Genomic DNA, 11,896 nt, shown 5'->3' on the forward strand with positions numbered 1-11,896 from the left:
GGTAATGCACATGAAAATTTTCTGGTTTATTCCTACCCACGGTGATAGTCGCTATTTAGGTACAAGTAAAGGCGCTCGTCAGGTTGACCATGCCTATATGAAGCAAATTGCTGTGGCAGTAGATAATTTAGGTTATGAAGGTGTACTTATTCCAACTGGCCGTTCATGTGAAGACCCGTGGATTACGGCGGCGAGTCTGATTGATGCAACTCAGCACCTTAAGTTTTTAGTTGCGTTACGTCCGGGGGTAACCACACCAGCTTTAGCTGCACGTATGGCTGCAACATTTGACCGCCTATCGAATGGTCGTGTGTTACTCAACTTGGTGACAGGTGGCGATGAAGCAGAACTACGCGGTGACGGTTTATATGAAGATCACTCAACGCGTTACCAAACTGCCAATGAATACGTAAAAATCTGGCGTGAAATTTTGACACGCTCACATACGGGTGAAGCTTTTACATTCCACGGTGAACGCTTACAAGTAGATGATGCAAAACTACTTTACCCACCTGTCCAAAAGCCTTACCCACCACTTTGGTTTGGCGGCTCTTCAGACGTCGCTGTCGACCTTGCAGCTGAGCAAGTAGACACTTACCTCACTTGGGGTGAACCACCAGCAGCAGTGAAAGAAAAGATCGAGCATGTTCGTGCAAAAGCGGAGGCTAAAGGCCGTAAATTAACTTATGGCATTCGCTTGCATGTCATTGTTCGCGAAACCAACGAACAAGCATGGGCAGCAGCTAACGAGCTTATCCAATATCTCGACGATGCAACTATTGCTGCAGCACAGAAAAAATTTGCACAAATGGACTCGGTAGGCCAACAACGTATGGCCGCGCTACACGGCGGCAACCGAGACAAGCTAGAAGTCTCTCCAAACCTTTGGGCAGGTATTGGTTTAGTCCGTGGTGGTGCAGGTACGGCACTTGTAGGTGACCCAGAAACAGTTGCTGCTCGTATTCAGGAGTATGCAGACCTTGGTATTGATACCTTCATTTTCTCAGGCTATCCACACCTTGAAGAATCAATTCGTTTTGCAGAGTTAGTATTCCCGTTATTACCAATTGAGACCCGAGCTAAACTTGCTCAGCCAAACTTAACTGGTCCATTCGGTGAGATTATTGCCAACAACTATGTTCCAGACGAGAAGAAGCAAAATAGTTCCGTCAAGGAGCCTGCATGAGTAAAGATACAACTATTGTTTCACGTGGAACAAGACAAATCGGGCAGCGTTTGCTGCCTTGGATTTTCCCAATTGTTCTATTGGTTATCTGGCAAATTGCCTCAAGTTCGGGTCTTTTAGAAAACCGTATTTTGCCAGCCCCGACTGCTGTCGTTTCCGCTTTCTGGCATCTTCTCGTTAGCGGCGAATTATGGCATCACGTCAAAGTAAGTGCTGGTCGTGCACTGCTTGGGCTTCTAATAGGCGGTGGTTTAGGTTTGCTATTAGGTCTGCTCAATGGGTCTTCGCGCTTCGCCTCTACCCTGCTCGATACGACCTTGCAAATGATTCGTAATATTCCGGCTCTTGCACTTATTCCACTTGTGATTTTGTGGTTTGGTATTGATGAAACAGCAAAATTATTCTTAGTGGCTGTGGGTGTTTTCTTCCCTATTTATATCAACACCTACCATGGTATTCGGTCAGTTGACCCTCAATTGATTGAGATGGGTAAAAGCTATGGTCTTTCCCGCTGGCAGCTTTACAAAGAAATTATTCTACCCGGTGCGATGCCTTCTATTTTAGTCGGTTTACGTTTTGCGTTAGGTTTGGTTTGGGTATTACTCATTGTGGCTGAAACTATCTCAGCACAAGCTGGCATTGGTTATATGACCATGAATGCACGAGAGTTTTTGCAAACAGATGTAGTTCTGGTCGGTATTCTTCTTTATGCCCTATTAGGTAAGTTAGCCGATGTTTTAGCACAAATTTTGGAACGCTATTTACTACGTTGGCACGCTGGTTATCAAAAATAAGGGAGCTTAAAATATGACAAATCTGAATTTAAATATTAATCAGAATGACGTAGAGCTCATTCCAGAAAATCATCCAGAGTCACAAGAGCCTGTAGTAGGTGCAGAGATTCTGATTGAACAGCTTTATAAATTTTATGGTGAGGTGAAGGTTCTTGAAGATCTTAACCTGCATATTCAACCGGGCGAATTTTTAGCGATCGTAGGTCGTAGTGGCTGCGGTAAAAGTACCTTATTACGCTTAATTGCCCAACTTGAAAAAGCAAGTTTTGGTGAGATCAAGTTTAAATCTGCCCGACATTTACGTGAAGGGATTACTAACGATGACATTCGGGTTATGTTTCAAGACCCACGCCTACTTCCTTGGCGAAATATTCTTCAAAACGTTCAACTTGGACTACCAAAATCGCAACATGCTTTAGCAGAAGAATTATTAGAGAAAGTAGGTTTAAAAGAAAAAGCGGGACAATGGCCTTCACAGCTCTCTGGTGGACAACGACAACGTACAGCCTTAGCCCGTGCGTTATCGCATACTCCACGTATTTTACTGCTAGATGAACCTTTGGGTGCATTAGATGCGCTCACCCGCCTTGAGATGCAAAGCTTGATTGAGCGTTTGTGGAAAGAGCAAGGTTTTACCGCGATTTTGGTCACACATGATGTAAGTGAAGCAGTGCAACTGGCCGACCGTATTATCCTATTAGATAAGGGTCAAATTGCCCAAAGTTTCCAAGTGAATTTGCCACGTCCGCGGAAAAAGAGCATAACTTTTGCCCAGCTTGAACAACAAGTACTCGACGCAGTCTTAGCAACTTAAGGTTAAGATGAGTAATGAGAACCATTCAACGGGAAAATGCCCAATTAACGAGCAATAAAACTGATGATTTATTGCTCTTTTTTAGGGCGAAGATCAAAAAATATTTTTAAGAATAACAATAAACTAGTGAATCTCTCTATTTTTTGCACAATAGTATATCTATTGCTCAAATAACTATCCGTTTTTTCACTAAAAAAGTGAGACACCTGTGCACAAATCAAACGATTTACCTTACAATGGGAACACTATCTTTTTAATTTATGCAGCAAATGGAACAAAAGAAGAGTACTCAAAAGCGCAATCAGCTTCTTGCTGCCGCCCTTGATGTGTTTTCACTATATGGGTTTAGTGGTGCAAGTCTGGATGAAATTGCCCAACTCGCTGACATGCATAAGTCGAATATTTTCTATTACTATGAAAATAAAGAGTCTTTATATGTGGAAGTGCTGACCACAGTTTTACAAAAATGGCTTGCTCCCTTACAAACTTTAGAAGCTGAGTTAGAACCAGCCGAAGCTTTGTCTCACTACTTAATACAAAAAATCGAACTTTCTCGTAGCCAACCAAAGGCTTCGCGATTATTTGCTTTGGAAATTATCCAAGGGGCGCCGCACATTTTGCCTATACTGAAAGGGCCTTTGAAAAAGCTATTCAAGCGCAAAGCCAAAGTCATTCAGACTTGGCAAGAAGAAGGGAAAATTTCTCCAGATATCGACCCTGAATTGTTAATACTCAATATTTGGGGTCTTACGCAAAACTATGCCGATTTTGCCACTCAAATGGAGATGGTGACTGGTAAAACACTTCGTAACCGCAGTATGTTCCAGCGCTCAATTGAGCATACGGTACATATGATGCTCTACGGCGTATTACCTCGCTAAAATAAAAAAGATCGGCAAATTTGCCGATCTTTTTTTTAGAAATGATTTTGATAAAGAGCCAAGAGCTTTTGTGCACCCAATAACAAATTTTCTTCCCAATCTAAATGGGCCGTATCATCTGCACCATCGGTAATATATTTCACTGAAATTAAACGTACACCTAGCTTGTGGCAAACTTTGGCTAAAGCATACCCTTCCATATCCACCACATCACACGCGACTTTCGGCTGACCCGTTTCAAATGAGTCCCCTGTCCCGCATATCCCTTTTGGTAAATCAGCAAAATGTGTTTGAAGATGAATTTCAGCAGGTAAGTGCTCATCTAACGGCGTTACACCGACTTCAAACCCTAAGGGTGAAACATCCATATCACGTTGTACAAAAGTTTTCACCTCGACTAAATCATGTCGCTTAAATGCAGAGCTTCCAGCTGTACCCAGATTAATTAAAGTTTTACAGCCAGTTTTTTGAATAACCTCAAATGCTTTAAAGGCAGCATTAATCTTACCAATACCACTGTAATGGACTTCAATACCTGCTTGCTCAAATAAACCTTTAGATTCATTAGGAAGTGCCATAATTAAAGCAATATCTTTGTTCATTCAAAAAGGCTCAATTCAAGATTAATAAATTAGAAAATAAGTATAAATCAGGTGCAAAAGCTTTTTGCACCTTTTCATCATTACTGCATTTTTTGTTGTAAGGCGATTAAACATGGAGAGAAGAACAGTTGCCCACTATAGGCTCCGGCTAAGGTTTTCTTCATTACAACGCTCCACATCACTAATAATAAAACACTGAGTGCCACCGCAACATACTGTAAAAATACAACTTCAACCTGATGCCCTAAATTAAATAAAGCCAGAATAAACACACCTAGTGGAAAGGTTAAGCCCCACCATCCCAAGTTAAATGGAATACCTGTCTTTGCATGACGAAGCGTTGTTAATATCGCAAGACCTAGCCACCATAACCCAAAGCCTAACAGTACTAGACTACCCACAACGCCTAATGCTTGAAATACATTGGCAAACTGGTCAAATCCTACATTTGGTGCCACTCTTTTTGCCTGTTCACCTAGCAACAACAGACCTAAAGCACCTGTTCCAATTGGACCTAAAGATAACCAGCTAGAAATTGCGACTTCTTTTTCCGGTAACTGATGCAAAGCCATACGCAACATTAAAATTGTTAAAATAGCGAATGCAGGTAAAACAGAAATCCCCCAGAGTACATACCCCGCTAACAATAATTGAAAGCTATGCAAATCTGCTGGTAAATGTGCAACTAACATGCCCGCAGAGCTTGCAGCGACTTCACAGGCAACCACAGGTAAAAGCCAGATTGCAGTCATTGTATGTAGTTGATGGTTCTGACGGCTAAACATACAAAACGGCACAATCCACGCAATTGCTAGCGCTAAAAAGACATCGACGTACCATAAAACTTGAGCAATATGGATTGCCACTTCACCGTAAAGGCCGACACCGAAGCTTAAAAAGCCATTTAATATGGTTGCGAGCCCCATCGGTATAGCACCTAAAAACAAGCTCATATTTGGATGATTAAATACTTGCTTCGCTTCATGAGGGAAAAGAAACCACCGCAATAAATAAAGACCTGAAAAAACACTAAATAGAACAATATTGAATTGCCATAACAGTGTAGCCAGCATAAATAAAAATGATTTGGCAAATGGAAGCTGAATTAAAATCATACTGACCACACCAGTACCCATAGTTGCTGTAAACCAATTTGGGGTAAAATGCCGTATAACATCTTTACTTTGATTTAATTGGTAAAAGGGTCTTTTCATCTTGAGTCTCTAGTCAAAGAGTGGATGAAGCTATAGTAGGATAAATTAATAATAAGAAAAATTGATTTATTTTTATTTAATTCATCAATTTTTTAGATATAAAAGATATTCATATTGAAAAATACCTGAGTAAAAACACAACAACAAGACGAATCTGTGAGATTATGGCAATATATAGCCCTTGCAAAAATAGCCATATTTTAAGTTCATGAAACTGCTTCGTCTTAATGCGTTATCGCCCAATTTCCAGTTGCCACAAACAGCGGTAACTATTGGTAATTTTGATGGTGTCCATTTAGGTCACCAAGCGATGATTGCTCAACTCAAAAAAATTGCTGCAGCACAAGGCTTAAAAACATTGGTCATGATTTTTGAGCCACAACCACTTGAGTTCTTTAAAGGCTACGATGCCCCACCCCGTATTAACTCATTACGGGAAAAAGTTGAATATCTAGCTGAACTTGGGGTTGATTACATTGCGGTTGCCAAATTTGACCAGCATTTCCGTAGCATGAGCGCATCACAATTCGCAGATTTATTAAAAGATAAATTAAATGCGCAAGCTTTGGTTTTAGGAGATGACTTTCATTTCGGTAAAGACCGTCAAGGCAACAGCGAATTTTTAAGAAATTACGGCTTTCAAGTCATAAATTTACATACGATTGAACTCGAAGGTGAACGCGTCAGTTCAACTCGTATTCGCCAAGTGCTTCAAGTGGGTAATCTCGCTTTAGCAGCTAAATTATTAGGCCGTCCGTACAGTATTACTGGACGAGTTCAATATGGCGACCAAATTGGACGAACTTTAGATTTTCCAACAATTAATGTCCGTCTCAACCGCCATAAGCCTTGTTTAAATGGTATTTATGGCGTTGAAGTCATTTGCGAAACAACTTCGCTAACTCAAAAAGTGCTTCAGGACTCGCCTGAAAAACCGGGAATTGCCGGATATCGTGAAAACAGCCTTTATGGTGCAGGTCATGTCGGTACTCGTCCAGCCATCCAGCAAGAGCATCCAGAGTGGAGATTAGAAGTACATTTCCCTGATGTTTCTGCTAATCTGTATGGCTTATTTATGCGGGTGACTTTTCTTCACTATCTTCATGGTGAATTGAACTACCCTTCGCTTGAGGCACTTAAGGCAGGAATTGATAATGACGTGCAACAATTACGACAATATCGTAACGACACGACACAATTTCCTTTTTAATTCGAATTTTGATTGTAAAACATGTCGGCTCCCAAGCTGATTAAACTGGAAGACAACTTGCATGAGCGATAAGCAAACTACTGAAAATGCAGTGGACTACAAAGCCACGCTAAACCTGCCGGATACTGAATTTGCAATGAAAGCAAATTTGGCAGTACGTGAAGTGAAATGGTTAGAAGAGTGGTATACCGACAACATTTATCAGCAGATTCGTGCATCGCGTATTGGCAAGAAAAAATATATTTTGCATGATGGCCCTCCATATGCGAACGGTACAATTCACTTGGGCCATGCGGTTAACAAAGTACTCAAAGACGTCATCGTAAAAAGCCGTACTTTGGCAGGTTTCGATGCACCATATGTTCCGGGTTGGGACTGTCATGGCTTGCCAATCGAACTAAAAGTTGAAGAAAAAGTAGGTAAAGTGGGCGAAAAAGTTGACGCAGCGACTTTCCGTAAACTCTGCCGTGAATATGCGCTAAAACAAATTGATTTACAGCGTACTGACTTTAAACGTCTAGGTGTTTTAGGTGATTGGGATAATCCTTACCTCACCATGAACTACAAACAAGAAGCCGATATCGTTCGTGCTTTAGGTTTAATCCAAAAAAATGGTCATATCCAGCCGGGCTTAAAGCCAGTGAACTGGTGTATGGACTGTGGCTCAGCACTTGCTGAAGCTGAAGTTGAATACGAAGATAAAAAATCTGACGCAATTGACGTTGGTTTTGGCGTTGTAGATTTAAAAGATTTAAGCGCTCGTGTAAATGTAGACGTCCAAGATCCAACGGATATCGTAATCTGGACCACTACACCTTGGACATTACCAGCGAACCAAGCAGTTGCATTGCATGCCGAAATTGAATATCAATTGGTACAAGTGACTACTGAGCGTGGTAAGCAAAACTTTATTCTTGCTAAAGACTTAGTTGCTTCCGCCATTGAGCGTTACAAGCTTGAAAATCCAGTTGTTTTAGCTGACTTTACTGGTTCGGCTCTTGAAAACCTTACCCTACAACATCCTTTAATTACCGATCGCCAAGTTCCGGTTATTTTGGGTGAACACGTTATCGCAACAAGCGGTACAGGTGCTGTACACACTGCGCCTGGCCACGGTGCAGACGACTATAAAGTAGGTATTCAATACAACCTTAAAGTTGAAAACCCAGTGGGTGGTAACGGGGTTTACTTACCAACCGCACCAATCTTTGCTGGTGAGCACATCTATAAAGCCAATCCAAAGATTATTGAAGCTTTAGGTGCTGTAGGCCGCTTATGGGCTCATCAACCGATTAAACACAGCTACCCACACTGCTGGCGCCATAAAACTCCTATTATTTTCCGTGCTACACCACAATGGTTTATCAGCATGGATCAAAAAGGTTTACGTGAAGGTGCGCTTAACGCCATTGAAAACGATATCGAGTTTGTACCGAACTGGGGTAAAAACCGTATTGAATCGATGATCGAAGGTCGTCCGGACTGGTGTATTTCACGTCAACGTACTTGGGGTGTACCAATTCCATTCTTCGTTCATAAAGATACGAATGAATTACACCCTCGTACGCCTGAACTCATCGAAGAAGTTGCTAAACTTATCGAACAAGAAGGTATCGATGCATGGTTTAACCGTGATGCAAAAGACTTCATTGGTGAAGATGCTGAACAGTACAATGCGGTTCGCGATACGCTAGATGTATGGTTTGACTCTGGTACAACGCATTACGCTGTACTCGAGCAACGTGAAGAATTAGAAAGCCCTGCTGACTTATATTTAGAAGGTTCAGACCAACATCGTGGCTGGTTCCAATCTTCTTTATTAACGTCTATGGCAATTCATAACCGCGCGCCATACAAAGCCTTGTTAACACATGGTTTCACAGTGGATGAAAATGGCCGTAAATTGTCGAAATCTTTAGGCAACTACATCCCGCTTGAAGAAATCATCAAACAACTTGGTGCCGACGGTTTACGTTTATATGTAGCGTCTAGCGACTATCGCTATGAAATTGCAGCATCAAAAGAAATCTTTAGCCGTGTAAGTGATAGCTACCGTCGTATTCGTAATACGCTACGCTTCTTACTTGCAAACTTAAATGGTTTCAAACCAAGTACAGATGCTTTAGCAGTAGATGATCTTATCGCTCTTGATCAATACATCTTGCAACGTGCAAATGAAGTACAACAAACGATTATCACTGCATATGAAGAAATGAACTTCCATGTCGTGTGTAATGCGTTAACAAGCTTCTGTATTAATGACTTAGGTGGTTTCTATCTAGACATCATCAAAGACCGTCAATACACCACTAAGGCTGACTCACAAGCACGTCGTTCTGCACAAACAGCGCTTTACCATATCGTACAAGCATTTGTTCGCTGGATGAGTCCTATTCTAAGCTTCACAGCTCAAGAAGCGTGGCCACTTATTCCAGAACAAACTGAGAAGTATGTATTTACAGCTGAATGGTATGACCTACCTGTTTCATCAAAAGCAAACTTGCTTTCTGAAGCAGACTGGCAAACATTGATTAGCGTAAAATCTGCAGTAAATAAACAGATTGAAGCAGCTCGTAACGCTAAACTTGTCGGTAGTAATCTTTCAGCCAAAGTTGAACTTTGGGCAAATGAATCATTACAAACAGTTTTAAACCAACTGGCTGATGAACTCCGTTTTGTTCTTATTACTTCGCAAGTAGTAGTACATCCATTTGCTGAACAAGGTGAAGCAACTGAAATGGAAGGCTTACGTGTACAAGTATCTGCAGCTGAAGGTGAAAAATGTGCACGTTGCTGGCATGTCCTTCCTGATGTAAATACACACGCCGATCATCCTGGTTTATGTGGTCGTTGTATTGTGAACGTCACTGGTCGTGGCGAAGTGAGAAAATATGCCTAATTCACAAGCTAAAAAAGGCTTATTCCAGTTTTATCCTCACAACCTCATTTGGCTTGGACTTTCTGTCCTTGCCATTGTGTTGGATCAATGGACAAAATGGATTGCAAGTACACATCTGAACTATGCAGATCCTGTACCTGTGCTTCCATTTTTAAACTGGACACTATTACATAACTATGGTGCAGCCTTTAGCTTTTTATCTGATGCGGGGGGATGGCAACGCTATTTCTTCACATCTTTGGCAGGCTTAGTTTCAATACTTTTTGTATTTTGGTTGCTGCGTATGCCTAAAAAAATGGTGGTGCTACCTGTAGCTATCGCTTTAATTTTAGGTGGAGCACTCGGTAATCTAATTGACCGTATTACTTTAGGTTATGTGGTCGATTTCATTCATGTTTATTACCAAAATCATCACTTTCCAGCTTTTAATATTGCGGACAGTGCCATTACTCTAGGTACCATTTTGCTACTCATCGATACATTCTTCCTTGAGAAGCAAAGACCTAAAAATTCGGATGCATAATATGACCGAAATTATTCAACCTAATGAAGAAATTCGTATTACTGACGGTTCTAAAGTTGACCTACACTTTTCTGTTGCTCTTGAAAATGGCGTAGAAATTGACAATACACGTAGCCGTGAAGAACCTGTTAGCTTGACTATTGGCGACGGTAACTTGTTACCAGGTTTTGAGAAAGCCTTATTCGGCTTACGTGCAGGTGATCGACGTACTGTACATCTTCCACCAGAAGATGCTTTTGGTCCTTGGAACCCTGAAAATATACAAACTTTTGATACGGTTAAATTCGAACAACGACCTATTCCTGGTCACATGATCGAATTTGAAGATAAAGCAAAAGCAACTTTATTTGGTGTCGTGAAGTCAGTGAATGATGATATTACTGAAATTGATTTCAACCACCCTTTAGCTGGCAAAAATATTACTTTTGAAGTAGAGATATTCAAAGTAACTCCAGCTGGCCAGCAAGGCATTAAGTTAATGTAAAAAAAGCCCTCGATTGAGGGCTTTTTTATTATTTAAGTTTTATGCATGACATAAGAATCCTTACAAATTCTATATTCTCACGTCCTATGTAATGAATTAAGTTATAAAGATAAAAATCCTTAGGAAAAATATATGCTGGTCTATATCATCGTAGGAAGTGTTCGTGAAGGACGCACAGCTATTAAAATTGCCAATTGGTTAGAAACAGCAATTCCATCATTTAATCTAGAAGATTTTCAGACAGAAGTAATTGATTTAAAAGAGTGGAATTTACCATTATTTTCAGGCTCTCACCCACCTGCAACAGGTATTTATGATCAACCTAAACAACAAGAATGGGCAGATAAAATTGCCAAAGCTGATGCATTTATCTTTATTAGCCCCGAGTACAATCATGGTTACAGTCCAGCTTTAAAAAATGCACTCGACTATGTAGGTAAAGAATGGAGTGGTAAACCAGCCGCATTTATTGGCTATGGCTCAACAAATGGCTCTCGTTCTATTAGCCAAATACGCCAAGTCACTTCAAGTTTAAATATTGTTGACCCAAATGCTGTAATAGAAATACGAGATATCTTTAAACGCAATAAAGATGAAAAATTTGAAGCCAATGAATTTGAAGTAAAAGGACTTCAATCAATTGTTGAAAAGCTGCAAAAATATCATTTGTCTTAAATTGAACAAAAAGCCTCTTTTCTAAACAAAAGAGGCCTTTTTAATTTTATAAACTCTTTAAATACTCCACTATATTAGTATTACCTGCCATTTCTGCAAGCTCTAATGCTGTGTATTCACTTTTGTAAGCGACACGCGCACCTTTTTCAATTAAGAGTTGAACTATTTCTAAATGATCATTTTCAGCAGCTGCTTGTAGAGCACTATATCCCTCATCATCTATCTGATTAGGATCCTCTCCCTCTATTAATAATTCTTTTACTTGATCGATATCACCTAGAGATGCCCAATAAATCAATGCAGGCAAAGATAGCTCTTCATCATCTTCAGGTATTGGAGAGAAAGAATTGATTTTCATGGACGTACCCAAAAATAATAGAGTTCATCATTATATTCATAGAATATAGTAACAATACAAATCTAATTTTGGACCTATCTTTTATTAAAAATTAAAGTCCGCCCATAAAGCAACACCCCAACCTCTTTCGAGATTGGGGTGTTTGGAATAATGAGCTGGCGATGACTTACTCTCACATGGGTAACCCCACACTACCATCAGCGCTAAGAGGTTTCACTTCTGAGTTCGGGAAGGGATCAGGTGGTTCACTCTTGCT

Annotated in this window: 12 protein-coding genes and 1 rRNA gene; 9 read left to right on the forward strand and 4 right to left on the reverse strand. The window is 40.5% G+C overall.

Annotated elements, in window-relative coordinates:
- The first annotated feature begins 10 nt into the window (after positions 1 to 10).
- The 4 genes from ssuD to ACH63V_RS12930 all read left to right on the forward strand — a co-directional run bounded on the left by ssuD (position 11) and on the right by ACH63V_RS12930 (position 3,675).
- On the forward strand, positions 11 to 1,186 hold the full coding sequence (gene ssuD / locus ACH63V_RS12915) for an FMNH2-dependent alkanesulfonate monooxygenase (protein WP_000689549.1): 1,176 nt from the start codon (positions 11 to 13) through the stop codon (positions 1,184 to 1,186).
- Positions 1,183 to 1,980, forward strand: coding sequence for an aliphatic sulfonate ABC transporter permease SsuC (gene ssuC / locus ACH63V_RS12920; protein ID WP_343569893.1), 798 nt, complete (start codon positions 1,183 to 1,185; stop codon positions 1,978 to 1,980). The genes ssuD and ssuC overlap by 4 nt, the downstream gene beginning before the upstream one ends.
- Before the next feature lie 13 nt (positions 1,981 to 1,993).
- Positions 1,994 to 2,794 (forward strand): ABC transporter ATP-binding protein, encoded by an 801-nt coding sequence (locus ACH63V_RS12925; protein WP_000183286.1) that lies wholly within the window; start codon positions 1,994 to 1,996, stop codon positions 2,792 to 2,794.
- Positions 2,795 to 3,054: 260 nt separating this feature from the next.
- Positions 3,055 to 3,675: a TetR/AcrR family transcriptional regulator gene (locus ACH63V_RS12930; protein ID WP_002050490.1), complete on the forward strand. Its 621-nt coding sequence runs from the start codon at positions 3,055 to 3,057 to the stop codon at positions 3,673 to 3,675.
- Between the two features lie 35 nt (positions 3,676 to 3,710).
- Here the strand turns inward: ACH63V_RS12930 and ACH63V_RS12935 are convergent, their stop codons facing one another.
- Together ACH63V_RS12935 and ACH63V_RS12940 are read right to left on the reverse strand one after the other, a co-directional pair.
- The gene (locus ACH63V_RS12935) at positions 3,711 to 4,277 is read right to left on the reverse strand and encodes a 5'-nucleosidase (RefSeq protein ID WP_396463726.1); all 567 of its coding nucleotides are present in this window, start codon (positions 4,275 to 4,277) and stop codon (positions 3,711 to 3,713) included.
- Positions 4,278 to 4,357: 80 nt separating this feature from the next.
- A complete protein-coding gene (locus ACH63V_RS12940) occupies positions 4,358 to 5,491 on the reverse strand; it encodes a TDT family transporter (RefSeq protein WP_396463727.1) in 1,134 nt (377 codons plus the stop codon).
- Positions 5,492 to 5,699: 208 nt separating this feature from the next.
- Here ACH63V_RS12940 and ribF point away from each other — a divergent pair, with 208 nt between their 5' ends.
- The 5 genes from ribF to ACH63V_RS12965 all read left to right on the forward strand — a co-directional run bounded on the left by ribF (position 5,700) and on the right by ACH63V_RS12965 (position 11,282).
- Entirely contained in the window at positions 5,700 to 6,701 is a 1,002-nt protein-coding gene (ribF, locus tag ACH63V_RS12945; RefSeq protein ID WP_396463728.1) for a bifunctional riboflavin kinase/FAD synthetase, read from the forward strand.
- A gap of 61 nt (positions 6,702 to 6,762) precedes the next feature.
- Positions 6,763 to 9,600: an isoleucine--tRNA ligase gene (gene ileS, locus ACH63V_RS12950; RefSeq protein WP_396463730.1), complete on the forward strand. Its 2,838-nt coding sequence runs from the start codon at positions 6,763 to 6,765 to the stop codon at positions 9,598 to 9,600.
- Entirely contained in the window at positions 9,593 to 10,123 is a 531-nt protein-coding gene (gene lspA, locus ACH63V_RS12955) for a signal peptidase II (RefSeq protein ID WP_001133879.1), read from the forward strand. Before ileS ends, lspA begins: the two co-directional genes overlap by 8 nt.
- A gap of 1 nt (position 10,124) precedes the next feature.
- Positions 10,125 to 10,607 (forward strand): peptidylprolyl isomerase, encoded by a 483-nt coding sequence (locus tag ACH63V_RS12960; RefSeq protein ID WP_004884037.1) that lies wholly within the window; start codon positions 10,125 to 10,127, stop codon positions 10,605 to 10,607.
- Between the two features lie 132 nt (positions 10,608 to 10,739).
- Positions 10,740 to 11,282, forward strand: coding sequence for an NAD(P)H-dependent oxidoreductase (locus ACH63V_RS12965; protein ID WP_311069970.1), 543 nt, complete (start codon positions 10,740 to 10,742; stop codon positions 11,280 to 11,282).
- A 46-nt stretch (positions 11,283 to 11,328) separates the two neighbouring features.
- Here the strand turns inward: ACH63V_RS12965 and ACH63V_RS12970 are convergent, their stop codons facing one another.
- Together ACH63V_RS12970 and rrf are read right to left on the reverse strand one after the other, a co-directional pair.
- Positions 11,329 to 11,640, reverse strand: a complete 312-nt coding sequence (locus ACH63V_RS12970; RefSeq protein ID WP_311086666.1) for an ankyrin repeat domain-containing protein — start codon at positions 11,638 to 11,640, stop codon at positions 11,329 to 11,331.
- A gap of 153 nt (positions 11,641 to 11,793) precedes the next feature.
- Positions 11,794 to 11,896: ribosomal RNA gene (gene rrf / locus ACH63V_RS12975) — 5S ribosomal RNA — on the reverse strand; the annotation flags it as partial.

It is taken from the genome of Acinetobacter sp. ABJ-A23_2, assembly GCF_044538765.1.
Taxonomy (GTDB): Bacteria; Pseudomonadota; Gammaproteobacteria; order Pseudomonadales; family Moraxellaceae; genus Acinetobacter; species Acinetobacter nosocomialis_A.

Excerpts from the sequence above, each read along its gene's own strand:
- ssuC (WP_343569893.1), top strand. The coding sequence starts at position 1,183 with ATGAGTAAAGATACAACTATTGTTTCACGTGGAACAAGACAAATCGGG.
- ACH63V_RS12935 (WP_396463726.1), bottom strand. The coding sequence starts at position 4,277 with ATGAACAAAGATATTGCTTTAATTATGGCACTTCCTAATGAATCTAAA.
- ACH63V_RS12960 (WP_004884037.1), top strand. The coding sequence starts at position 10,125 with ATGACCGAAATTATTCAACCTAATGAAGAAATTCGTATTACTGACGGT.
- ACH63V_RS12925 (WP_000183286.1), top strand. The coding sequence starts at position 1,994 with ATGACAAATCTGAATTTAAATATTAATCAGAATGACGTAGAGCTCATT.
- ssuD (WP_000689549.1), top strand. The coding sequence starts at position 11 with ATGAAAATTTTCTGGTTTATTCCTACCCACGGTGATAGTCGCTATTTA.
- ileS (WP_396463730.1), top strand. The coding sequence starts at position 6,763 with ATGAGCGATAAGCAAACTACTGAAAATGCAGTGGACTACAAAGCCACG.
- ACH63V_RS12970 (WP_311086666.1), bottom strand. The coding sequence starts at position 11,640 with ATGAAAATCAATTCTTTCTCTCCAATACCTGAAGATGATGAAGAGCTA.
- ACH63V_RS12965 (WP_311069970.1), top strand. The coding sequence starts at position 10,740 with ATGCTGGTCTATATCATCGTAGGAAGTGTTCGTGAAGGACGCACAGCT.
- ACH63V_RS12930 (WP_002050490.1), top strand. The coding sequence starts at position 3,055 with ATGCAGCAAATGGAACAAAAGAAGAGTACTCAAAAGCGCAATCAGCTT.
- ACH63V_RS12940 (WP_396463727.1), bottom strand. The coding sequence starts at position 5,491 with ATGAAAAGACCCTTTTACCAATTAAATCAAAGTAAAGATGTTATACGG.
- ribF (WP_396463728.1), top strand. The coding sequence starts at position 5,700 with ATGAAACTGCTTCGTCTTAATGCGTTATCGCCCAATTTCCAGTTGCCA.
- lspA (WP_001133879.1), top strand. The coding sequence starts at position 9,593 with ATGCCTAATTCACAAGCTAAAAAAGGCTTATTCCAGTTTTATCCTCAC.